This is a genomic window from Arenimonas oryziterrae DSM 21050 = YC6267, assembly GCF_000420545.1.
GTDB classification, from domain to species: Bacteria; Pseudomonadota; Gammaproteobacteria; order Xanthomonadales; family Xanthomonadaceae; genus Arenimonas; species Arenimonas oryziterrae.
This window is the reverse complement of the sequence record NZ_ATVD01000003.1, coordinates 72,454-94,767: the sequence shown is the minus strand read 5'-3', so window position 1 is coordinate 94,767 and position 22,314 is coordinate 72,454. Positions and strand designations below refer to the sequence as shown.

Genomic DNA, 22,314 nt, shown 5'->3' with positions numbered 1-22,314 from the left:
CGCGCCGAGGTAGGTCTATGGGCGGCGGGCGTAGCGTCCGTATTCGGCGCTTATGCGTCCGTCCAGCTCCATGGTCAGCAGCATGGCCGACAGGGTCGCGACCGTCAATCCCGTGCGCTCGGCGAGCTGATCGGGCGTGGCCGGATCGTGACCCAGTGCGCGCCAGAGGGCGGCAGTGTCCTGCGAATCGGGGGTGGGCAGGGGAGAGCCGGCCCCGCCTTGGCCGCCGCTGTCCAGGCGGCCGCGCAGGTCCTCGGCGAGCTGTGCGGCCAGGGGTCGCAGGGCGTCGATGACCTCGTCCGGGGACTCGACCAGGGCGACGCCCTGCCGCAGCAGCCGATGGCAGCCGCGCGCCATGGGGTTGTCGATCGAGCCGGGCAAGGCGAAAACCTCGCGCCCGGCATCGGCGGCCAGGCGGGCCGTGATCAAAGCGCCCGAGCGCAGCGCGGCTTCCACGACCAGGGTGCCCAAGCTCAGCCCGGCGATGAGGCGATTGCGTTGCGGGAAATGCAGCTGCCGGGGCGGGGTGCCCGGTGCGTATTCGCTGACGATCGCGCCCTCGGCGCGGATGCGCGCCATGAGCTCGCGATTGCCGGCCGGGTAGACCACGTCGGTGCCGGTGCCGATGACCGCGAGCGTGCGCCCGATCGTCAGGGCGCCGCGATGGGCGGCGGTGTCGATACCCTCGGCCAGGCCGCTGGTGACCGTGAGTCCGGCCGCCGCGAACCGGCGGGCGAACTGGCCGGCGTGGTCGCGCCCGCCGGCGCTGGGCTTGCGGCTGCCGACGATGGCGATCTGCGCATGCCACAGCAGGTCGCGGTCGCCGGCCACGAACAGGGCGGCCGGGGGCTCGGCCGTGCGTCGGAGCAGGGCGGGATAGTCGGCGTCATGCCAGCCGATCAGGTGGTGGTCGGGAGTGGCCAGCCAGGTCAGGTCGGCATCGAGCTGCGCGGGATCGGGTCGCTCCAGGGCGGTATGCCGGTCCGGCGCGATGCCGGCGTCCTGCCAGGCCGCCGGACCGGCGCCCAGCGCCGCGTCGGCCTGGCCGAAGCGATCGAGCAGACGGCGCAGGACCGCGGCATTGCCGCAGGCGCGCAGGAGGATCAGGAGGGCGCGGGCGTCTTTCATGGGCCCGACAGCATCGCGGCGCCCGAAGGCGCCGCGATGTAGGAAAAGCTTACTGAGTGGCGTCGGGATGTTTGAGCACGTCGCCGATCTTGATCGGGCGGATGCCATCCATGACCAGGCCGTAGCTGACCTTGTCGAAGGTGCGGAACACCATCACGTGACCGTTGAACTCGTCCGGGATATCGACCTTGTCGCCCTTCGCGGCGAGCAGGTTGCGATGACGGACCACGTCCGGGGTCATCTCGCCCTGATGCCAGACCGAGAAGGTCATGCCGTTGCGCACGTTGTCGCTGGCACCGACCGACAGGGCCACGACGTTGTACGGACCGGTCTCGATGACGCCGTCGGACACCGCCAGGATATGCGCATCGCCGGCCACGCTCGTGGGCGCCGTGGGCATGAACTGGGCGTCGTAGGGCGCGGTATCGAGCGGCAGCACACGGTCGCCGACGCGGACATCGCGCACTTCCTGACGCAGCAGCACGACCGCGACTTCGCCCTGAACCTGGGTGACTTCGCCGGTGGAGTGCAGCATCAGCTCGGTGCCCGCATAACCGCGGCCACTGCTTTCGCCGCCACCGACATCGCTCCAGTACGTGGCCCAGTCGCGATGGAACTCATCGCCACGGAAGTCCAGCGCATTGCGATGGGTGTAGCGAGCGCCGCGGTAGTAGCTGTTGATCGGCCGCATCAGCTGGACCTGCTGGCCCGGCGTGGCATTGCTCAGGCCGCGGACATAGACCACCTGTCCGGAGCTGTTGAGCAGGCGCTGTTCTTCAAGACCGATCACGTAGGGCAACGACTTGACGTCGTTGACGATGGTGAGCTGCTTGAGGAAAGGCTCGATGCGCGAGAGCGGAATCGTCTCGATCGGATCGCCGCTATGGACCTGCGGTCCCGAAATCTGGGCGCGGCCATCGATGTACACCAGGCTTAGAACATCGCCCGGGTAGATCAGATGCGGGTTTTTGACCTGTGGGTTGGCCTGCCAGATTTCTGGCCACAGCCACGGCTTCTTTAGGAAGCGGGCTGAGATCTCCCACAGGGTATCCCCCTTGCGGACCGTATAGGTCGAGGGATGGTCCCCGCGCAGCTCCGCCGCGAAGGCGAAGGTGGCGAGCGTGAGCAGCATGGCAGTGAAAACTGCAAGAAGCCGTTTAAGCATGGCGGCTATCCACCTGATCCCCAAGACAATCGAGCTGAACTATAGCCCAAATCCGGGAGCAGATTGCAAGCGGGGGAGCTACAATGACTCCCCGACCCCACTGTCCCGGTTTACGGCCCCCTAAGAACCCCATGGCCAAGCTACCCATCATCGAGTTTCCCGACCCCCGTCTGCGCACTGTCGCAAAGCCCGTCGAACAAGTCGACGACGCCCTGCGCGGCCTGATCGACGACATGTTCGAAACCATGTACGACGCCCCCGGCATCGGCCTCGCGGCCACCCAGGTCGACGTCCACCGGCGCCTGCTGGTTCTGGACGTATCCGAGGACAAGAGCCGGCCAATGGTCTTCATCAATCCCGAGATCCTTGCCTCCGAAGGCAGCCAGACCTATCAGGAAGGCTGCCTCTCGGTCCCCGGCATCTTTGCCGACGTCAGCCGCTTCAACCAGATCACCGTGCGCGCTCTGGACCGCGATGGCAAGCCCTTCGAGATCACCACCGACGGCCTGCTCGCGGTTTGCATCCAGCACGAGATGGACCATCTCGCCGGCAAGGTGTTCGTGGATTACCTGTCGCCGCTGAAGAAAGAGCTGGTCAAGAAGAAGCTCGCCAAGCAGCGCCGCGCTGCCGCCGAAGACGCGGCCTGATGGCCCTGCGGGTCGTTTTCGCCGGCACGCCGGAGTTCGCCGTTCCCTGCTTGCGCGCCGCCGCGCGCAGCGCCGATGTGGTCGCCGTGTACAGCCAGCCCGACCGGCCCGCCGGTCGCGGCCGCCAGCTGAGCGTCTCGCCGGTGAAAGCCGAGGCCTTGGCGCGCGGGCTGACCGTCATGCAGCCGGAAAACTTCAAGTCCTCGTATGCCAAGGATGCGCTGCGCGAGTTCCAGCCCGACCTGATGATCGTCGTCGCCTACGGCCTGATCCTGCCGCAGTCGGTGCTCGATATTCCCCGGTACGGCTGCTGGAACGTGCATGCCTCGCTGCTGCCGCGCTGGCGCGGCGCCGCGCCGATCCAGCGCGCGATCGAGGCCGGCGACACGCGCAGCGGCGTGTGCCTGATGCAGATGGAAAAGGGCCTAGACACGGGGCCGGTCCTGCTGAGTCTGGAAACGCCGATCCATCCCGACGACACCGGCGGCAGCCTGCACGACCGCCTGTCCGCGCTCGGCGCGGAAGTGGTCGAAGACGGCTTGAAGCTGCTGCAGTTGGGCATCCGACCGGTGCCGCAGATCCAGTCGGCCGAGGGCGTGACCTATGCGCACAAGCTCGACAAGGCCGAGGCGCGGCTCGACTGGTCGCAGCCGGCCACCGTGCTGGCCGCCAAGATCCGCGCCTTTCATCCCTGGCCGATCTGCGAGGCGGAAGTGTCCGGCGAACGTTTGCGTCTGCATGCCGCGCAGGCCTTGCCGCTCAATCATCATGTCGCGCCGGGCACGGTGCTTGCCGCGACGCGCTCGGGTCTGGACATCGCCTGCGGCGAGGGCGCGCTGCGCCTGATCAGCCTGCAGCGCGAAGGCGGCCGGCCGGTCACCGCCACCGACTATCTCAACGCGCGGTCGCACCTGAGGTCGACGTGAGCGCGCCCGGCGCGGCCCTGCGCGCACAGGCGGCGCGCAGCCTGGTGTCCGTGCTCGGCGAAGGCCGGTCGCTAAAAGCCGAACTCGCCAATGCCCTGCCGCAGATCGCCGACGTGCGCGATCGCGCCTTGTTCGAAGCGATCTGTTTTGCTGCCGTGCGCCATCGTCGTCGCTACGAATACGCGATGTCGCAGTGGCTGCAACGGCCGTTGCCGCGCCGCGAATTCTCCGTGCATTGCCTGTTGCTGGTCGGCCTGGCGCAGATCGACGAATTGAAACTGTCCGCGCACGCCGCCGTTGCCGCGACCGCCGAAGCCACGCGCGTGCTCGGTCGCACGGCCCTGGTCGGTCTGGTGAATGCCCTGCTGCGACGCGCGACGCGCGAAGCCTTGCCGGTCAGCGCCGATCTGGCCGAACGCAGTTCGCATCCCGACTGGCTGGTCGCCGCGTTGATGCGCGACTGGCCCGAAGACGCTGAGCGCGTGCTTGCCGCCAACAACCAACCCGCGCCGTTGTGGCTGCGGGTGAATCCGCGCGTGGTGTCGCGCGAGGCCTATTACAAATTGCTGCCCGATCCCGACGGCTGCGTCAGCCAGCCGGCGTTTCCTGCGCAGGCGCTGCGCATCGATGCGCATCTTTCGCCGGAAGCTTTGCCCGGCTGGCGCGACGGCTCGGTCGCCGTGCAAGACGGCGCCGCGCAACTGGCGGTCGAGGCCCTGGCGCCGCAGACGGGCGAACGCGTGCTCGACGCCTGCGCCGCGCCCGGCGGCAAGAGCGCGCAGATCATCGAGACGATCGGCGAACGCGGCCACTTGCTCGCCCTCGACATCGACGAGCGTCGCCTGCGCAAGGTGCGCGCGACCTTGCGCCGTCTGCAGCTGGAAGCGGCGAACATCGCGCTGAAGGTCGCCGACGCCAGCGATCCGTCGCCGTGGTGGGACGGTGTGCCGTTCGATGCGGTGCTGCTCGACGCGCCCTGTTCGGCAACCGGCATCATCCGCCGGCAGCCGGACGTCAAATGGCATCGCCGCGAAGACGACATTCCCGCGCTCGTGGCCTTGCAGGCGCGCCTGCTCGAGGGCTTGTGGGCCGTGCTCAAACCTGGCGGCCGCCTGCTCTATTCCACGTGCTCGGTATTGCGCGAGGAGAACGCGGGGCAGATCGCGGCGTTCCTGCGTCGCCATGCCGATGCGCGCGCGCTGCCGCTGGACGCGCGTTTCGGCCGCGAGAGCGGTGCCGGCCGGCAGCGCCTGCCCGGTGAAGACGGCATGGATGGATTCTTCTATGCCCTGCTGGCGAAACCGGTCTGAGTGCTAAGGTTCCGCACATGAGCGAGCGTCGGCAGAGTCTCTATTTTTTCCTGATCGCCGTATGGGTGCTCGCGGTCGGCATCGGCCTGCGCGATGCCTGGCCCGCCGACGAACCGCGCTTCGTGCTCGTCGCCAAACAGATGCTGGAAAGCGGCGACTGGCTGTTCCCGCATCGCGGTCACGAGTTGTATCCGGACAAGCCGCCGCTGTATTTCTGGTTGCTGGCCGCAAGCCAGTCTGTCGTCGGCAGCTGGCGCTGGAGCTTCCTGTTGCCCTCGCTGGTGGCCGGTCTGGTCAGTCTGTGGCTGACGTTTGATCTCGGTCGTCGTCTGCACGGTCATCGCGCTGGGTTGTGGGCGGCCGCAGCGGTGTTGTGCACGCTGCAGTTCGTCTATCAGTTCAAACGCGCGCAGATCGATCCGACCCTGGTGATGTTCACGACGCTCGCGCTGTACGGGCTGTGCCGGCATCTGCTGCTCGGCCCGAACTGGCGCGCGTTCTGGCTGGGCTGTTTCGCCGCCGGTCTGGGCGTGATCGCGAAGGGCGTGGGTTTCCTGCCTCTGCTGATCCTGCTGCCTTTTGCGGCGATGCGTTGGCGGCGCTGGTCGGGGTTGGCCGATCCGGGCACGGGCAGTGCCTGGCGCTGGAGCGTCGGCGCGCTGGCGTTCTTCGCGGCGATCGCCCTGTGGTTCGCGCCGATGCTGATCCTAGCCACGCGCGGCGGCGATCCCGAGCATGCCGCCTACCTGCAGAACATCCTGTTCAAGCAGACCGCGACGCGCTACGCCGAGGCCTGGCACCACCGGCAGCCGGTCTGGTATTTCCTCGAGATCATCGCGCTGTTCTGGCTGCCGTTCTCGCTCGCGTTTCCGTGGTTGGCGCGTCATTGGCGCGCGGCCTGGCGCGAACGCGATGCGCGCGTTTGGCTGCCGCTGTCCTGGGCGCTGCTCGTCGTGGTTTTTTTCAGCCTCAGTCCGGGCAAGCGCGACATGTACATCCTGCCGGCCTTGCCGGCGTTTACGCTCGCCGCGGCGCCGTGGCTCACCGAGGTGAGCACGCGTGTCGGATTCCGCCGCGTGCTGCTCGCGTTCGCCGCCTTGCTGTCCGTGCTCTTGCTCGGTATCGGTGCGTCGGCCTGGTTCGGACAGCCGAAATTCGCGACGACCCTGATTGCCGAGCGCGGCCTGGGGGCAGAGGTCGTGTGGCTGTGGCGCATGCTCGCCGCCGTCGGCGTGGTGGGATTGGCCGCTGTCGCGTTTTGGCGCACGGCCGGCGCGCTCCAGGCCACGGCCCTGCTGCTGATCGCGGTCTGGACCGGCTACGGCCTGGTCGCGCATCCGGTGCTCGATGCCAGCAGTTCCTCGCGCGAGCTCATGCGTCAGGCGCGGGCGATTGCCGGTCCGGATCGCGTGGTCGGTCTGGTCGCCTGGAAGGAGCAGAACCTGCTGCAGGCGATCGGCCCGGTCGAGGAATTCGGCTTCAGTCGCAGCGAACCCGACCAGCTTGCTCGTGGCATTGCCTGGCTGCAGGCCGATCCCGCGCAGCGCCGCTTGCTGGTCCAGCAATCGCCGGCGCTGCCTTGCCTGGATGGTAGTTTGGCGCGACCGGTGGCCGTCGCGAACCGCCGCCAGTGGCTCATGCTGTCGGCGGATGTGCTTCCGACCGGCTGTCAGCCGCCTGCGACACCGATAAAATGACTGCTGCAATCACCGGGGCCGCACGCCAAATGAAGCGAATCAACATCATCGCCTGGGACAATGGCTTCGGCTTGACCCGCCATATCCGTCTGCTGAGCGATGCCCTGCGCACCGGCGGGTTCCACGTCACCGTCAGTTCGATCCGGCGCGGCAAGCTGCGCAAATGGTTCCGACCCCTGGCGATGCACCTGCGCCAGCTGTGGATGCGCCTGAGCGGCAGCGACAAGCTCGGCCGTTTCGACGCCAATATCATGATCGAGCACGTGCGCGCCGATTACCTGGGCTTCGCCCGCGTGAACCTGTTCGCACCGCATCCGGAATGGTGCCTGCCGATCGACGTGGCCCTGCTCGAAAAAACCGACGGCACCTTGTGCATGACCCATCACGCCGAACCGATCTTCGCCGGTCGCGGCTCGCGCACGGCCTTCATCGGTTTCACCAGCGAGGACCGGCTCGATGCCTCGGTGCCGCGCGAACGGGCGTTTTTCCATCTCGCCGGTCGCAGCCAGAACAAGGGCACCGAGCAGCTGCTCGCGGTCTGGCGCAAGCATCCGGAATGGCCGACGCTGACCGTGCTGCAAAGCCCGCACACGGCCAAACCCGGCGCGGCCACCGCGAACATCGTGCATCGCGTCGACTACATCGACGATGCCGAGCTGCGGCGCATCCAGAACGCGCACCGCTTCCATGTCTGCTCCTCGGAGACCGAGGGCTTCGGCCACTACCTCGTCGAAGCGATGGGCGTGGGCGCCGTCGTGCTGGCGACCGATGCGCCGCCGATGAACGAGATGATCACGGCCGACCGCGGCATCACGATCGCCTACGACCGCACCGGTACCCAACATCTGGCGACGACGTATTTCGTGTCCGAGGCCGGCATCGTCGATGCGGTCGAACGCGCGCTGGCGCTCGACGAGGCGCAGGTCGAGACGATGGGAGCGGCCGCGCGCCGCTGGTTCGAGGACAACGATCGCGCCTTCCCGCAGCGCGTCGCCGCCGCGCTCAACCAGATGTGCTGACGCAATCGGTCAGCGCGGTTTCTTGAGCGCGCGCAGCAGCGCGTATTTGCGGAACACGTAACGCGCGTGCAGGTAGTGGTACTGCCAGCCGCGCGGGCCGTCGAGAAAGCCGCCGCGCACGATGAAATTCTTCAGCACATAGAACAGCCAGTGCGTGTACGGCGACAGTTTGCCGGCACGGCGGCCGGCCGCGTGGCGTTCTTCGGCAAACAATTCGGCGTAGCGGTCGAGCTTGCGCCGGTATTCGTCGGCCGAGCGCGCGGTGTCGTGTTCGATGCGCACCGCCAGCGACTTGCAGCGCAGGCCTTCGGAGTCGAGTTTTTCGTGCACGCGCGCCGGCCAGTAGCGCACCGGCTGCCAGAACAGGCGTTCGACCGCCTCGCGGCCCCAGCCGCCGAAATTCAGCGCCTTGCCCAGGAAATGCGTGCGCCGCTGCAGGCGCCAGATCTCGGCGCGCTCCACGCGCTGGTCGGCGAACAGCGCGCGCAGTTTCGTCTCGGCGCCCTCGGCCAGCCATTCGTCGGCATCGAGCAGCAGCACCCAGCGCTGCGACGCCAGGGCGATCGCGGCATTCTTCTGCGCGGAAAAGCCCAGCCAGTCCTGGTGCTCGACGCGGGCGCCGGCGGCGCGCGCCAGCGCAACGGTGTCGTCGGTCGATCCGGAATCGAGCACGAGCACTTCCGCGCAGATCCCGGTCAACGAAGAAACGCAGCGCCCGATGCGGTCGGCTTCGTTCTTGGTGATCACGACGCCGGACAAGGGGAGCGGGAGGGCCATCTTTCGGCACTTGCAGGTGGGGGCGGGGCGGCAATTGTACCCTCGCGACGGGGTCTTCCCGCGAGGGGCTGGGCTATGATGGCGAGCGTGCCAAGGCCCGACGCCCGCTAGGGGGACCATGAAAATTCTCATACTCGGGGCCGGTCAGGTCGGTTCGTCCGTCGCCGCGGCCCTGGCGACGGAAAACAACGACATCACCGTCGTCGATACCGATACCCAGCGTCTGCGCGATCTCGCCGAGAAGCTCGACATCCGTACGGTCGTCGGACACGCATCCCTGCCCAGCGTGCTCGCGCAGGCTGGCGCCGAAGAAGCGGGCCTGCTGGTCGCGGTGACGTCCAGCGATGAGGTCAACCTGGTCGCCTGCCAGGTCGCCGAGCAGCAGTTCCGCACCGCCACGCGCGTCGCGCGGCTGCGCGAATCGGAATACCTCAAGGTCGCGAGCGCGGTGAATGTCGCGATTAGCCCCGAACAACTGGTGTGTCGCCATGTCGAGCGGCTCATCGAATATCCCGGCGCGCTGCAGGTGCTCGACTTCGCCGATGGCCGCGCGCAGCTGGTCGCGGTGCGCGCCGTGCGCGGCGGCGCGCTCGTCGGCCACGAGATCCGGGAGCTGCGCCAGCATCTGCCGGCGCACGTGGACGCGCGCGTGGCAGCGATTTTCCGCAACGGCCGACCGGTGAAGCCCGAGGGCAGTACGGTTATCCAGGCCGAGGACGAGGTGTTCTTCCTCGCCGATGCCCGCAACATCACCACGGTCATGAGCGAACTGCGGCGACTCGACAGCCGGCCGACGCGCCGTCTGCTCATTGCCGGCGGCGGCAACATCGGCCGCAAGCTGGCGCGCACGCTGGAAAAGAAATATCAGGTCAAGGTGCTCGAACGCTCGCGCGAACGCGCCCGCAGCATCGCTGAAGAACTATTGAACTCGATCGTCCTGGTCGGCGACTGCGCGGACGAGGATCTGCTGCGCGAAGAAAACATCGACCAGACCGACATCTATCTGGCGCTGACCAACGACGACGAGGCCAACATCCTCTCGGCGATGCTCGCCAAGCGCCTGGGCTGCCCGCGCGTGCTCGCGCTGATCAACCGGCCTTCGTACGCCGAGCTCGTCGAAGGCGGCAGCATCGACATCGCCGTGAGTCCGCAGCAGGTCACGCTCAGCGCCCTGCTCGCGCACATCCGCGAAGGCGCACCGGCGCGCGTGTATTCGTTGCGCCGCGGTGCCGCCGAGGCGATCGAAGCGGTCGTGCGCGGCGATCGCCGCACCTCGCGGGTGATCGGTCGCTCGCTCGAGGAGCTGGAATTGCCCGAAGCCACCACGATCGGCGGCATCGTACGCGGCGACAAGTTGCTGATCGCGCACCACGATGTCGTCATCGAATCGGGTGATCACGTGATCCTGTTCGTCATGGACAAGCGGCAGCTGCCCCAGGTCAATGCGCTGTTCCAGGCCGGGGCGGGCTGGTTGTGAATCATCGATACCAGACGGTGCAGCGCATTTTCGGCGCGATCGTCGCGCTGAGCTCCCTGATCACCGTGCCGCCGATGATCATCGCGCACGCGTTGGGCGAGCCCAGCCAGGGCGCCTTCTTCGACAGCTTCGTCATCATCGGTGCGGCGGGCTTGTTGCTGTGGTGGCCGGTGCGGCATGCGCATTACGATCTGCGCCTGCGCGACGGCTTTCTGATCACGACGTCGATCTGGGTCATCGCCAGCCTGGTCACGGCGATTCCCTTCATGCTCGCCGAGCCCTATCTGAGCTACACCGACGCGGTATTCGAAGCGGCCTCGGGCCTGACGACCACCGGCGCGACGGTGATCCAAGGCCTGGATGCGCTGCCGCGCAGCGTGCTGTTCTACCGGCAGTCGCTGAACTTCCTCGGCGGCATGGGCATCGTGATCCTGGCCGTGGCGATCCTGCCGATGCTCAAGGTCGGCGGCATGCAGTTGTTTCGTGCCGAGAGCACCGGCCCGACCCGCGACAACAAGCTCACGCCGCGCATCGCCGAAACCGCGCGTGCCCTGTGGAAGGTCTACCTGGGCCTGAGCCTGATGTGTGCGCTCGCCTACTGGTTGGGCGGCATGAGTCTGTTCGACGCGATCTGCCATGCGATGTCGACGACCGCGACCGGCGGTTTCAGCACGCACGACAGCAGTTTCGGCTATTGGCACAGTCCGTTGATCGACGGTGTCGCGATGCTGTTCATGCTGCTGGGCGGCATCAATTTCGGCATGCACTGGTACGCGTGGCGGCGCGCGACGATCAGCCACTACCAGGCCGACGCCGAGCTGTTCACCTTCCTGGTCATCGCCGTTATCGCCACGCTGGTCGTGGCGGCGAACCTGTTTCTGTCCGGGCATTTCCCGACCGTGGCCGACGCCTTGCACTACGGCGGATTCCAGGTCGTGTCCAACCTCACCACGACTGGCTTCGTGACCACCGGTTACACCAATTGGCCGGGGCTGGCGCCGCTGTTGCTGGTGCTGTTGGGCTTCGTCGGTGGTTGCGCCGGTTCGACGGCCGGCGGCATGAAGGTCGCGCGTCTGCAGATGGTCGTGCGCCAGGGCCTGCGCGAGATCAAGCAGCTCGTGCATCCCAAGGGTCAGTTCGTGGTCAAGGTCGGCGGCCGCCGCGTGTCGGAGAGCGTGGTGATTTCCGTCGCGGGCTTTTGCACGCTGTACCTGATCAGCTTCCTGGTGATGACGCTGGCGCTGGCGGCGAGCGGACTGGATATCGTCACCGCGTTCTCGGCGATCGCTGCCTGCCTCAACAACACCGGCACGGGCCTGGACGGCGTCGCCAACCACTTCGGCAGTCTCGGCGATTTCTCGGTCTGGGTGTGCAGCTTCGCGATGATTCTCGGTCGCCTGGAAGTGTTCACCGTGCTCGTGCTGCTGACGCCGCAGTTCTGGAGCGAATGATCCTACGGGGCGTGAAGCGATCAGCGCAGCTTGGCGGCGAGCTGTTCGTAGATCGCGCGCGCATCGGCTTCGGGCAGGTACGGGATCGCAAGAGCCGAGGCCATCGGGCTGGCGCCGGCGGTGTCGAAGCGCAGCGTCGCCATGCCGTGCCGGCGATCGAACGGCGATTGCACCCACTCCACCGCCTGCAGTTTCTGGCATTCGGCGAAGCGCCACTGCCGGTCCAGCCAGCCGCTGCGAAACGCGATCAGATCCTGTGCGACGGAATACGCCGAATGGCGCGCCCACCAGGTCGCGCGTAGCGCCAGCAGCGGCACCAGCGCAAGCAGGAGCAGGCCCCAGGGACCTTGCAGCCAGCTCACGACGATCGTCGCGGCGAACACCAGCAGTGCAGGCAGGGAAAACTTGCGGCGCCATGCGCGCGGATGCAGCGGCTGCCAGGTTTCGATCGGCCAGCGCGGCCGTTCGTTCGCTGGTGCCGACGGCGACCGCAGCAGATGATCGACCAGGGCATCGATGCGCGCCGGCGACGCGATCGGCGCGAGTTCGCCGAGCACGGCCTTGTCGTTGACCGCCTCCATCACGGCCGTGTCCACGCGCAGGCTGCGGCGCCCGAACCAGCGGTGCAGCAGACCCTCGGTCAGGCTGAAGGCCTGGATGCGCTGGCGCGGCACGCTGCCACGCGTGCGCGTGAGCAGTCCGCGCTCCACGCTCAAGCGACCGTTGTCCTCGCGCAGGGTGAAGCCATGAAAATGCAGCAGCGCCAGGCTCACCGACAGCACGCGCAAGGCGATCAGCATGAGCGCGATCAGGATCGCGCTCGCACCGAGCATGCCGAGCGCGGTCAGATGCATCGCACCGGCCTGACCGGACAGCCAGTGTCCGAACGAGGTGAAGAACTTCCCGAGCAGGTTGTCGCCCGCCTGCGCCATGAACGCGAACAGGCCGCCGACAACGAGCATGCCGCGATTATTGATCAGGCCCAGGCGGATCACTTCGCCCGTGCTCAGTGCGAGCAAAGGTGGCGCCGCGTCCGTCGCTTCCGTCGTTGCACTGTCGCCGGCCGGCACGACGCGCTGACGGACCAGGCGTTCGAGCTCGTGCGCCGCGTCCAGGCGCAGGACGCGCATCTGCGCTTCCGGCCGCGGTCCGCCCGCCGCCGATTCGAGCTTGACCTCGGCCACGCCGAAAATGCGATGCAGCACATTCTGGTGCACGGTGACGTTCTGGATGCGCGCGAACGGCACATGCCGCAGGCTGCGCTGAAACAGCCCGCTGCGCACGACCACACCGTCGGTCTCGATGCGGTAGCGGTAGGTGAAGTATTGCGCGACCGAATACGCGACCAGTACGCCGACGCCGATGAGGCTGTAGAAATCGGCGTTCGCGCGCCGGCCGGTGATCACCACGAACACCAGCGGCAGCGCGAACTGTTTGAGCTGTCCGATCAGCGTGAACAACCACGACAGCGGATGCAGGCGCCGTTCGGTGAGGGCCGATTCGACCGGAGAACTCACAGCACGTCGTCGCTGCGGTTGCTGGCGGGCACCAGCGCATCGCGCAGGGCGACCGCGTCGGCATCGAGAAAACCCGGCTGGCGCAGCGCATGCAGGCGCGTGCCGGCGGTGTGCACGATCAGCGTGGCGAGACCGAAATGGCGTTCGATCGGTCCGCGTTCGATGTCCAGATGCTGCACGCGCGAACGCGGCACCAGGATTTCCTTGCGCCACCAGCGACCGCGACGCACTTGCAGGCCCTGCGCGTCCAGGCGCCAGGCGGCGAATTTCCAACGCCGGTAGCCGAGCCAGACGCCGAGCGCCGCCCCCAGAACCGCGAACACCAACACACCCGCGATCGTCGCCCACAGCGACCCGTCCCAGCGCACCAGCATCACGCGCCAGCCGAGCACGAGGCCCGAAACGAGCGCGAGCACGAACCCGGCCAGCGCGCCCGAAATCATCGCCAGCTGCGCCGCAGGCGCGGGCAGCGCCTGCCAGGCGGCCTCGGCGAACGGAACGGCGGCCGCGGAGACAGCGTCGGGACTCTCGCTCATGTCAGTAGCAATCCGGATGGTAGGGGTTGTGTTCGCCGGGCAGGGCGGGGCGCAGCGTGTAGCGTTTGTAGGTCCACTGATACTGGCTCAGGTCGCGACGCGCGATGGCTTCGACCTCGATGTTCATCGTCGCGATCGCGTGTTCGAGGTCCGCGCCCGCGAGCACGGGCGAGGCCGGCTCGAAGTGGATGTCGAAACCGCCGTCGCAGGGTTCGGCATAGGCGTATAGAACCGGCGCGCCACTGCGTTCGGCGAGCTTGGGAATCAGGCTCAGGGTCAGCGCGGCCTTGCCGAAGAACGGTGCGAATTCGCCACCGCCGAACTTCGGTTGCTGGTCGGGCGTGATACCCACCGTGCCGCCGTCCTTGAGCGCTTTCCACAAGGGACGCATCGCATTGGTTTCGGCGGGCACGAGCTGCACGTTCTCGCCGCCGCGCGCCAGGCGCAGGAAAACGTCGCCGGCGCGTTTCTCCGGCACCCGATAGACGAGGGTGAAGGGCGCGCGCGCGGCCATGAATTCGATCAGCAGTTCCCAGTTGCCGTAGTGCGGCGCGGCGATGATCAGTCCGCGTTGCTGGGCGAGCGCGGCGCGATAGTGTTCTTCGCCGTGCACTTGCCGGATCAGGCGCAGGTTCGCCGCGCGCGAGCGCGTCCACACGCGCAGCGTCTCGAGCAGGTTGCGTCCGGTCGCGCGCAGGATGGCGCCGACCTGTCGTTCGCGCTCCTCCATCGACAGGGCCGGCGCGATGATTTCAAGATTGCGGCGCGCAACCTTGGTCTCGCGCGTGTTCAGGCGATGCGCGAGACGGCCGCCAACGCCGCCGAGGCCGCGCAATACCCGCAACGGCAGCCAGCCGACGCAGGCGGCAGCGGCGAACAGCAGGCGTCCGAAAAATTGCGCTCCATCCATGCCCGAAGTCTAGCCGGTTGCCCGCGCGCGCCGCGTGGCCGGGATGACACTGCCGGTGCTTTCTGTTTTGATCCTTCGTCCCGGATCCTTCCTCTCCGCCCGGCAGGTGTTCTTGATCGCCCTCATCCAGCGCGTGCTCGAAGCCAGCGTGACCGTCGACGGCGAACGGGTGGGGGCCATCGGTCCCGGCCTGCTGGCCCTGGTCGCGGTCGAACCCGGCGACGACGAGGCGAAGATCCGGCGCATGGCCGAGCGCCTGCTCGGCTACCGGGTGTTTTCCGATGCGGCCGGCAAGATGAACCTGTCGCTGACCGACGCTGGCGGCGGCCTGCTGCTGGTCAGCCAGTTCACCCTGGCCGCGGACACCCGCAGCGGCATGCGCCCCAGTTTCACCTCGGCCGCGCCGCCGGAGCTGGGCCTGCGGGGCTTCGAACGTCTGCTGGCACTGTGCCGGGAACGGCATCCGACCGTTGAAACCGGGCGCTTCGGCGCCCATATGATCGTCAACCTGGTCAACGACGGCCCGGTCACCTTCCGCCTGGAGACCTGACCCAGGCCAAAAAACCGTTTATAAACATGAGCCTGGCCAATAATTGGCCCGTCCGTGTATAATACGCGGTTCCTCTGACCCCTCTCTTATCGGCAGACTTCATGGCCACCGACCGTCCGGCGCAACAGAACGAAATCAAGCTGCTGATCAGCAAGGGTCTCGAGCAGGGTTATCTGACCTATGCCGAGGTCAATGATCACCTGCCCGACGACATCGTCGATCCCGAACAGATCGAAGACATCATCGGCATGATCAACGGCATGGGCATCGAGGTGCACGAAGTCGCGCCCGACGCCGAAACCCTGATGCTGTCCGATGCGACGCCCACGCGCACCGACGACGACACTGTCGCCGCCGAAGAAGCCGCCGCCGCCCTGACCGCGCTCGACACCGAAGGCGGCCGCACGACGGATCCGGTGCGCATGTACATGCGCGAGATGGGTTCGGTCGAGCTGCTGACGCGCGAAGGCGAAATCGCGATCGCCAAGCGCATCGAGGAAGGCCTGAACCAGGTCCTGTCCTCGCTCGCCAGCTTCCCGTGGTCGATCCAGATGCTGATCGAAGACTACGATCTGCACGTCGAAGGCAAGAAGCGCCTGTCCGAAGTCGTCATCGGCTTCCTGGACGTGGAAGCGCCGGCCGAAGAAATTCCCGAAGTCGTGCTCGACGAAAACGCCGAGATCGAAGTCGAAGCCGTGGAAACCGAAGACGGCGAAGAAGCCGCTGTAGTCGATACCGGCCCGGATCCGGCCGAAGTGCTGCGCCGCATGGACGTGCTCAAGGCCCTGTACGCGAAGTTCCAGAAGACGCATGCCAAGGTCGGCCCGGCCGACAAGAAGTCGCTCAAGCTGCGCGAAGAGATGGCTGCGGAATTCCTGCGCCTGAAGCTGCCGCTGGCCGAGATCGATTCCTTCGTGCGCAAGCTGCGCGACGTCGTCAGCTCGATCAAGGAACACGAGCGCCGCATCCTCGACATCGCCACGCGCGACGCCAAGATGCCGCGCAAGGATTTCATCAAGGCGTGGCCGGGTAACGAAACTGTCACCGGCTGGGCCGACGAAGTCATCCGTCGCAAGCAGAAGTGGTCGTCGGGCATCCGCGAGTTCAAGGACGCGATCGTCTCCGAGCAGGAAAAGCTGATCGGCATCGAGCACTCGCTGTACCTGTCGCTGCCCGACATCAAGGAAATCAGCCGCGCGATGGCCTATGGCGAAGCCAAGGCGCGCAAGGCCAAGAAGGAAATGGTCGAGGCGAACCTGCGCCTGGTCATCTCCATCGCCAAGAAGTACACCAACCGCGGTCTGCAGTTCCTCGACCTGATCCAGGAGGGCAACATCGGCCTGATGAAGGCCGTCGACAAGTTCGAATACCGTCGCGGCTACAAGTTCTCGACCTATGCCACCTGGTGGATCCGCCAGGCGATCACGCGTTCGATCGCCGACCAGGCGCGCACGATCCGCATCCCGGTGCACATGATCGAGACGATCAACAAGCTCAACCGCATCTCGCGCCAGATGCTGCAGGAAATGGGTCGCGAACCCACGCCCGAAGAGCTGGCCAAGAAGATGGAGATGCCCGAGGACAAGATCCGCAAGGTGCTCAAGATCGCCAAGGAACCCATCTCGATGGAGACCCCGATCGGCGACGACGAGGATTCGCACCTGGGCGACTTCATCGAGGACACCAATGTCGAGTCCCCGATCGAAACCGCGACCAACATCGGTCTGCGCGAGACGGTCAGCGACGTGCTCGCCGGCCTGACGCCGCGCGAGGCCAAGGTCCTGCGCATGCGTTTCGGTATCGACATGAACACCGATCACACGCTGGAAGAAGTCGGCAAGCAGTTCGACGTCACCCGCGAGCGCATCCGCCAGATCGAAGCCAAGGCCCTGCGCAAGCTGCGCCACCCGAGCCGTTCGGAACAGCTGCGTTCGTTCCTCGATCTCGAGTAAGCAACATCGCTGTCGTGAAAAAGCCCCGCATCGCGGGGCTTTTTCTTTTCCGGTCCGACGAATATGGATGATAATCGGCCGACGCAGGGCCTATAGCTCAATGGTTAGAGCAGGGGACTCATAATCCCTTGGTTCCAGGTTCGAGTCCTGGTGGGCCCACCACTCGTGTCGCCGTAGCGCACAGCAAATCACAACGCCCGCTCGACTCTCGCCGCGTAGCACCCAGGCTTGGCATTGTGCAGATGCAAATAGTCGACCTGCGGCAGCGCCAGCAGACGCTCGATAACCGGCCGCAGCGCCGAGCCGTGCACGACATCGGCATCGACCATCATGCCCTCGCGGTCGAAAGCGCGAACGGAAAGAAGGCGCCGTGCCAATACCTCCGGAATCTCGTCAACGGCTGGCTGCGCCTGCTCGGCGTGTTCGCGGACGAAGATCGCGTGGCGGCCCTGGTACGGTGAGCCGGCCGACTGGTATTCGTGATTAAGCAGCAGCACCGTCTCGCCGATCTCCGCGTCGCGCAAGGAAATGCGGCAGGGATAGCCCGGTTTGCAGTCGACGACACGTCGCTGCACGCCCTGCGCGGCGAGCGTGTCGGCATCGCGGCCGAACAGCGGCTGGAAGGAGTCGGCGGGCAGGGCAAGGACGCGAAAGGACATGGCAGTTCTCCGATGGGGGCGATGCCGTTGATCCTCCTCCAGGCCGCGCGGCGCCGACATCCGCATCTTGCGTCGGGTGCCCGCGCTGGCATGTGCCGGACGCCGCCCGGATAATCGGCCCCTCGCCCGAGCAAGAAGCCACCCGCCATGCTGCAAACCGTCGAACACGAAACCCGCGCCAAACCTGCCTGGAGCATCGTCTGGCTGCATGGCCTGGGCGCGGACGGCAACGACTTCGCACCGATCGTGCCCGAACTCGTGCGCCCGGAGTGGCCGGCCCTGCGTTTCGTGTTCCCGCATGCGAAGGTGCGACCGGTGACGATCAACGGCGGCGTGCCCATGCGTGCCTGGTACGACATCGTCAGCCAGCAGATCGACCAGCGCGCCGACGAAACCGGCGTGCGCGAATCGATGGCCGACGTCGACGCCCTGATCGCGCGCGAACGCGACCGCGGCGTGCCGCCGCAGCGGGTCATCCTCGCGGGCTTTTCCCAGGGCGGTGCGATCGCATTGGCCAATGGGCTGCGCCGCGAAGCCGGGCTTGCCGGCATCGTCGCGCTGTCGACGTATCTGCCGATGGCGCCGACGACCGCCGCGGAAATCACCGACGCGGGCAAGCGCACGCCGGTGTTCATGGCGCATGGCGCGCAGGATCCGGTCGTGCCGCAGGCGCTCGGCCAGCGCAGCCGCGAAGTCCTGCAGGGCCTGGGCGTGAGCGTGGACTGGCGCAGCTATCCGATGCAGCACAGCGTCTGCGCGGCCGAGATCGGCGACCTCGCCGGCTGGCTGACGGCGCGATTCGAGGCCGCCTAGGCCATACTCGCGCCATGGCCGCCGCTCTCCGTCGCCCCTGGCTTCCCGACTTCTGCTCGATCCCGCGCATCGCCGCGGTGATCGGCATCGCTGAACTCGTGGTGCTGATCATCGCGATCGCACCGACCCGCGCCGGCCACTGGAATCTCGAGGAGTTCGCCTCCGCGAGTGCGCTGGCGATCTGGCTGTCGCTGACAGTGGCGATCCTGTACTGCAAGGGCGCTCCCTTGCTCAATCGCTTGCCGACGCCGCTCGGCGTGGCCGCGGCCCTGTCGATTCCGTTGTTGATCTCCGGTTTCGTGGCCTGGACCCTGATGCAGATCGATCTGGGCCTGGGCGAGTTGTACCGCGTGCCCGGCGACAGCCAATGGCGATTCGTCGCCAGCGTCACCGCGCTGTCGGTGCTGATCGCGATGTTGTCGCTGCGCTATTTCTACGTGCGCGACCAATGGCAGGCGCAGGTCAACGCCCAGGCGCAGGCCGAGGTCGATGCCTTGCAGGCGCGCATCCGTCCGCACTTCCTGTTCAATTCCATGAACACCATCGCCGCGCTCGTGCGTCGCGACCCGGTCACCGCCGAACGCGCGGTCGAAGACCTGTCGGAGCTGTTCCGCGCCGCCCTCGGCGCCGGGCAAGGCGAGGGCACGCTGGCCGAAGAAATCCATCTCGCCGAACGCTACCTGGCGATCGAAAAACTGCGCCTCGGCGAACGCCTGAAGGTCGACTGGCAGATCGATCCGGCCGTGCCGCGCGACCTGCGCCTGCCGCGACTGGTGCTGCAGCCGCTGCTGGAAAACGCCGTGCTGCATGGGATTTCGCGCCTGCCCGCCGGTGGCGAGATCCGCATACTCATGAAGGTTGCCGACCGCCGACTGCAGATGCTCGTGGTCAATCCGACGCTGGCGCCGAACCCGCGCGAAGCGGGCAACGGCCACGCCCAGGAATCGATCGCGCAGCGCCTGGCCTTCCATTTTGGCCCGGCCGCCCGCATGACGACCGCCTACGCCGACGGCTACTATGTCAGCGACATCGGCCTGCCCCTGCCATGAAACTTTTGATCGTCGACGACGAAGAACTGGCCCGCGAACGCCTCGCCGCGATGATCGCGGAGATGCCCGACTGTTCGGTCGTCGGACAGGCGGGCAACGGCCGCGACGCGGTGGAAATGGCGGCAGCGCTGTCGGCCGATGCGCTGCTGCTCGATATCGCGATGCCGGTCATGGATGGGCTGGAAGCGGCGCGTCATCTCGCCCAGCTCGAGCCGCCGCCCGCCGTGATCTTCTGCACCGCCTACGACGAACACGCGCTCGCGGCGTTCGAAGCGGCCGCGGTCGACTACCTGGTCAAGCCAGTGCGCCGCGAACGCCTGGCCGAAGCGATCGAACGGGCGCGGCGCCAGCGCGCGGCCGTGGCGACCGTACCAGCGGCGCTGATGCCCGCCGACCGGCAGCGCAGCCATCTCTCGGCGCGACTGCGTGGCAGCCTGCGGCTGATTCCGATCGAGGACGTGCACTACTTGCAGGCCGAGGAAAAATACGTCGTCGTGCATCATGCGCGCGGCGAAGACCTCATCGAAGAATCGCTGAAGTCGCTGGAAACCGAATTCGCCGAACGCTTCGTGCGCATCCATCGCAACTGCCTGGTCGCGCAGGAGGAGTTCGTCGAATTGCGCCGCCTGCCCGACGGCCAGGTGCAGGCCATCCTGCGGCACGGCAAGGCGCCGCTGGAAGTCAGCCGGCGCTGCGTGCCCGGTCTGCGCGATCGCCTCAAGCACCTGTAGGCGCGGGCACGACCGCGACCGGCCTGCCAATTCGCGCGATAATGCCGCCATGACCCTCCTCCGCCTCGCCACCCGCCAGAGCGCGCTCGCGCTGTGGCAAACCGAACATGTCGCCACGCGACTGCGCGCCGCCCATCCCGGCCTGACCGTGGAACTGGTGCCGATGACCACGCGTGGCGATCGCATCATCGATCGCCCGCTTGCCGACATCGGTGGCAAGGGTCTGTTCCTCAAGGAACTGGAAGTGGCGATGCTCGAAGGCCGCGCCGATGCCGCCGTGCATTCGCTGAAAGACGTGCCGATGGAGCTCGACGGCCCGTTCACGCTCGCGGCGATGCTCGAGCGCGCCGATCCCTTCGACGCCTTCGTGTCGGTGCGTTTCTCCGACATCGACGCCCTGCCCAAGGGCGCACGCGTCGGCACCTCGTCCCTGCGTCGCCAGGCGCAGTTGCGCGCGCGCCGGCCCGATCTGGTGGTCGCGGACCTGCGCGGTAACGTCAATACGCGTCTGGCCAAACTCGAGTCGGGCGAATACGACGCGATCATCCTCGCCTGCGCCGGTCTGGAACGCCTGGGCCTGTCGCGCTACATCCGCCATCGCCTGGAAGCACCGGGCTGGTTGCCGGCGGTCGCGCAGGGCGCGATCGCGGTCGAATGCCGCGACAACGATGCGCTGACGCAATCGCTGTTGTCGGTGCTCGATCACGACAAGACGCGCACCTGCGTCGAAGCCGAGCGTGCGATGAATCGCCGCCTGCACGGCAGCTGCCATGTCCCGGTCGCGGCTTACGCCACGCTCGACGGCGGCATCCTGTCGCTAGAAGGACTGGTCGGTTCGGCGACGACCGGGCATTGCGTGCGCGCGCACGCCGTCGGCAAAGCCGCCGATCCCGAGGGCCTCGGCCGCCTCGTCGCTGCGGAGTTGCTCTTGCAGGGTGCCGACGCGATGCTGGGCCTAAGCAAATAACGTCGATATTTGCGCAAACGAGGCAGCGCTCGTGGGAGCGGACCTGGCCGCGATAGGCGCCGCCCACGCGTCGAAACAACCAGCCGCCACGCCGCCGGCGGGCCTAGTAGTACGTCATCACCACATGCTTCGCCTCGGCGAAGAACAGCCAGCGTTCGACGAAGGTGCCGAGCAGGGCCGAAGCGCAGGCCAGCGCGAGCAGCGGCGTGGGATGGGCCATCGGCACGAACCACAGGGGCAAGGCGCAGAGCGCCGGCACGAGGGCGAACAACAGCACCGCGATCAGGCGCAGTCGCCGCGAATGCTTGCGCGCGAGCACGAAGCCCATCTCTTTCGTGAGGTAGTTCGCTTCGGTATGCGGACGTTCGAACTGCTTGATCTCGCGATCGGCCGGAAGCCCCAGGGCCGAATTGCGCGTGACGGGCAGGACGCCCCGGTCGATGTCCTGCCAATAGCGGCGCTTGAGGCGCCACGCCAGCATCGAGGTCAACAGGATCAGCAGCGCCGCGCCTTCGTTGCCGATCGCGAACGTGCGCAGTCCGATCGTGAGCGCGATCAGGGCGCCGGTATGCAAGGCGAACACGAGATACACCGCCGGTACCAACCGATGCGACCAGGCCGGAATCGGCCGCAGGCTCGCATAGATCATGGCCGTGCACAGGACCGTGGCGATGGAGCCCACCGCGAGCCAGAGGGCCGCCACGCCCCCCAGGCCATTGCTGAAAGGCACCCGGCTGAAAGAGGCGGCGGCGAAGTAGGCCAAGGGCACGAACGTCGTCATCGCCAACACGCCTTCGCGCGACAGCCAGGAGCTGCGCCACTGGCTGAAGGCGCGCCAAGCGCGCAAGGGTTTGCCCAAATGCAATACCGAGCTGCTCAGCCCGACGGCGACGAGCACGAAGCCCAGGGCCAGCGGCACGAGCAAGGCCAGCCCGCTGTGCCGAGCTTGATCATCGAGCAGCGGGATCGCCACCATCGTCCAGAACCACAACCCATACCCCGCGCCCGAAAGCGTGGTGAAAAAAATCACGGA

21 protein-coding genes and 1 tRNA gene are annotated in these 22,314 nt (G+C 67.0%); 14 read left to right on the top strand and 8 right to left on the bottom strand.

Annotation, left to right across the window (positions count from 1 at the left end):
* Positions 1 to 15: 15 nt before the first annotated feature.
* Both dprA and G467_RS0108855 read right to left on the bottom strand, forming a co-directional pair.
* On the bottom strand, positions 16 to 1,128 hold the full coding sequence (dprA, locus tag G467_RS0108860) for a DNA-processing protein DprA (RefSeq protein WP_022969381.1): 1,113 nt from the start codon (positions 1,126 to 1,128) through the stop codon (positions 16 to 18).
* A 49-nt stretch (positions 1,129 to 1,177) separates the two neighbouring features.
* Positions 1,178 to 2,293 (bottom strand): LysM peptidoglycan-binding domain-containing protein, encoded by a 1,116-nt coding sequence (locus G467_RS0108855; protein WP_022969380.1) that lies wholly within the window; start codon positions 2,291 to 2,293, stop codon positions 1,178 to 1,180.
* 131 nt (positions 2,294 to 2,424) lie between these two features.
* Between G467_RS0108855 and def the strand changes: the two genes are divergently transcribed.
* Genes def through G467_RS0108830 form a run of 5 tightly spaced genes read left to right on the top strand, consistent with a single transcriptional unit; the run spans position 2,425 to position 7,892 of the window.
* Complete coding sequence (def, locus tag G467_RS0108850; RefSeq protein WP_022969379.1) at positions 2,425 to 2,940, top strand: peptide deformylase; 516 nt, start codon at positions 2,425 to 2,427, stop codon at positions 2,938 to 2,940.
* Positions 2,941 to 2,945: 5 nt separating this feature from the next.
* A complete protein-coding gene (fmt, locus tag G467_RS0108845; protein WP_026802515.1) occupies positions 2,946 to 3,866 on the top strand; it encodes a methionyl-tRNA formyltransferase in 921 nt (306 codons plus the stop codon).
* Positions 3,863 to 5,176, top strand: coding sequence for a 16S rRNA (cytosine(967)-C(5))-methyltransferase RsmB (gene rsmB, locus G467_RS0108840; RefSeq protein WP_022969377.1), 1,314 nt, complete (start codon positions 3,863 to 3,865; stop codon positions 5,174 to 5,176). Before fmt ends, rsmB begins: the two co-directional genes overlap by 4 nt.
* Positions 5,177 to 5,193: 17 nt before the next feature.
* A complete protein-coding gene (locus G467_RS0108835; RefSeq protein WP_022969376.1) occupies positions 5,194 to 6,873 on the top strand; it encodes an ArnT family glycosyltransferase in 1,680 nt (559 codons plus the stop codon).
* A 29-nt stretch (positions 6,874 to 6,902) separates the two neighbouring features.
* The gene (locus G467_RS0108830; RefSeq protein ID WP_022969375.1) at positions 6,903 to 7,892 is read left to right on the top strand and encodes a glycosyltransferase; all 990 of its coding nucleotides are present in this window, start codon (positions 6,903 to 6,905) and stop codon (positions 7,890 to 7,892) included.
* A 9-nt stretch (positions 7,893 to 7,901) separates the two neighbouring features.
* On the opposite strand, the gene G467_RS17490 is transcribed toward G467_RS0108830, so the two are convergent.
* Positions 7,902 to 8,669 (bottom strand): glycosyltransferase family 2 protein, encoded by a 768-nt coding sequence (locus tag G467_RS17490; RefSeq protein ID WP_022969374.1) that lies wholly within the window; start codon positions 8,667 to 8,669, stop codon positions 7,902 to 7,904.
* Between the two features lie 118 nt (positions 8,670 to 8,787).
* Between G467_RS17490 and trkA the strand changes: the two genes are divergently transcribed.
* A complete protein-coding gene (gene trkA, locus G467_RS0108820; protein WP_022969373.1) occupies positions 8,788 to 10,146 on the top strand; it encodes a Trk system potassium transporter TrkA in 1,359 nt (452 codons plus the stop codon).
* 17 nt (positions 10,147 to 10,163) lie between these two features.
* Positions 10,164 to 11,597 (top strand): TrkH family potassium uptake protein, encoded by a 1,434-nt coding sequence (locus tag G467_RS0108815; protein WP_211214058.1) that lies wholly within the window; start codon positions 10,164 to 10,166, stop codon positions 11,595 to 11,597.
* A 20-nt stretch (positions 11,598 to 11,617) separates the two neighbouring features.
* Here G467_RS0108815 and G467_RS0108810 read toward each other — a convergent pair whose 3' ends face one another.
* Genes G467_RS0108810 through G467_RS0108800 form a run of 3 tightly spaced genes read right to left on the bottom strand, consistent with a single transcriptional unit; the run spans position 11,618 to position 14,560 of the window.
* Positions 11,618 to 13,114, bottom strand: coding sequence for a PH domain-containing protein (locus tag G467_RS0108810; protein WP_022969371.1), 1,497 nt, complete (start codon positions 13,112 to 13,114; stop codon positions 11,618 to 11,620).
* Entirely contained in the window at positions 13,111 to 13,650 is a 540-nt protein-coding gene (locus tag G467_RS0108805; protein WP_022969370.1) for a PH domain-containing protein, read from the bottom strand. Before G467_RS0108805 ends, G467_RS0108810 begins: the two co-directional genes overlap by 4 nt.
* 1 nt (position 13,651) lies before the next feature.
* Positions 13,652 to 14,560: an LpxL/LpxP family acyltransferase gene (locus tag G467_RS0108800; protein WP_022969369.1), complete on the bottom strand. Its 909-nt coding sequence runs from the start codon at positions 14,558 to 14,560 to the stop codon at positions 13,652 to 13,654.
* Between the two features lie 112 nt (positions 14,561 to 14,672).
* Between G467_RS0108800 and dtd the strand changes: the two genes are divergently transcribed.
* The 3 genes from dtd (at position 14,673) to G467_RS0108785 (ending at position 17,224) form a co-directional block, all read left to right on the top strand.
* Positions 14,673 to 15,110, top strand: a complete 438-nt coding sequence (gene dtd / locus G467_RS0108795) for a D-aminoacyl-tRNA deacylase (RefSeq protein ID WP_026802513.1) — start codon at positions 14,673 to 14,675, stop codon at positions 15,108 to 15,110.
* Positions 15,111 to 15,211: 101 nt separating this feature from the next.
* The gene (gene rpoD / locus G467_RS0108790) at positions 15,212 to 17,062 is read left to right on the top strand and encodes an RNA polymerase sigma factor RpoD (protein WP_022969367.1); all 1,851 of its coding nucleotides are present in this window, start codon (positions 15,212 to 15,214) and stop codon (positions 17,060 to 17,062) included.
* Between the two features lie 86 nt (positions 17,063 to 17,148).
* A tRNA-Ile gene (locus G467_RS0108785) sits at positions 17,149 to 17,224 on the top strand.
* Positions 17,225 to 17,250: 26 nt separating this feature from the next.
* Here the strand turns inward: G467_RS0108785 and G467_RS0108780 are convergent.
* A complete protein-coding gene (locus tag G467_RS0108780; RefSeq protein ID WP_022969366.1) occupies positions 17,251 to 17,721 on the bottom strand; it encodes a DUF1203 domain-containing protein in 471 nt (156 codons plus the stop codon).
* Between the two features lie 147 nt (positions 17,722 to 17,868).
* Between G467_RS0108780 and G467_RS0108775 the strand changes: the two genes are divergently transcribed.
* The 4 genes from G467_RS0108775 to hemC are packed head-to-tail and all read left to right on the top strand — an operon-like array spanning position 17,869 to position 21,281.
* Positions 17,869 to 18,534: an alpha/beta hydrolase gene (locus G467_RS0108775; RefSeq protein ID WP_022969365.1), complete on the top strand. Its 666-nt coding sequence runs from the start codon at positions 17,869 to 17,871 to the stop codon at positions 18,532 to 18,534.
* A gap of 14 nt (positions 18,535 to 18,548) precedes the next feature.
* Positions 18,549 to 19,583, top strand: coding sequence for a sensor histidine kinase (locus tag G467_RS0108770; RefSeq protein WP_022969364.1), 1,035 nt, complete (start codon positions 18,549 to 18,551; stop codon positions 19,581 to 19,583).
* The gene (locus G467_RS0108765) at positions 19,580 to 20,314 is read left to right on the top strand and encodes a LytR/AlgR family response regulator transcription factor (RefSeq protein WP_022969363.1); all 735 of its coding nucleotides are present in this window, start codon (positions 19,580 to 19,582) and stop codon (positions 20,312 to 20,314) included. Before G467_RS0108770 ends, G467_RS0108765 begins: the two co-directional genes overlap by 4 nt.
* Before the next feature lie 49 nt (positions 20,315 to 20,363).
* Positions 20,364 to 21,281, top strand: coding sequence for a hydroxymethylbilane synthase (hemC, locus tag G467_RS0108760; protein ID WP_022969362.1), 918 nt, complete (start codon positions 20,364 to 20,366; stop codon positions 21,279 to 21,281).
* A gap of 103 nt (positions 21,282 to 21,384) precedes the next feature.
* Here the strand turns inward: hemC and G467_RS0108755 are convergent, their stop codons facing one another.
* The gene (locus tag G467_RS0108755) at positions 21,385 to 22,311 is read right to left on the bottom strand and encodes a dimethyl sulfoxide reductase anchor subunit family protein (RefSeq protein WP_211214057.1); all 927 of its coding nucleotides are present in this window, start codon (positions 22,309 to 22,311) and stop codon (positions 21,385 to 21,387) included.
* Positions 22,312 to 22,314: the final 3 nt, after the last annotated feature.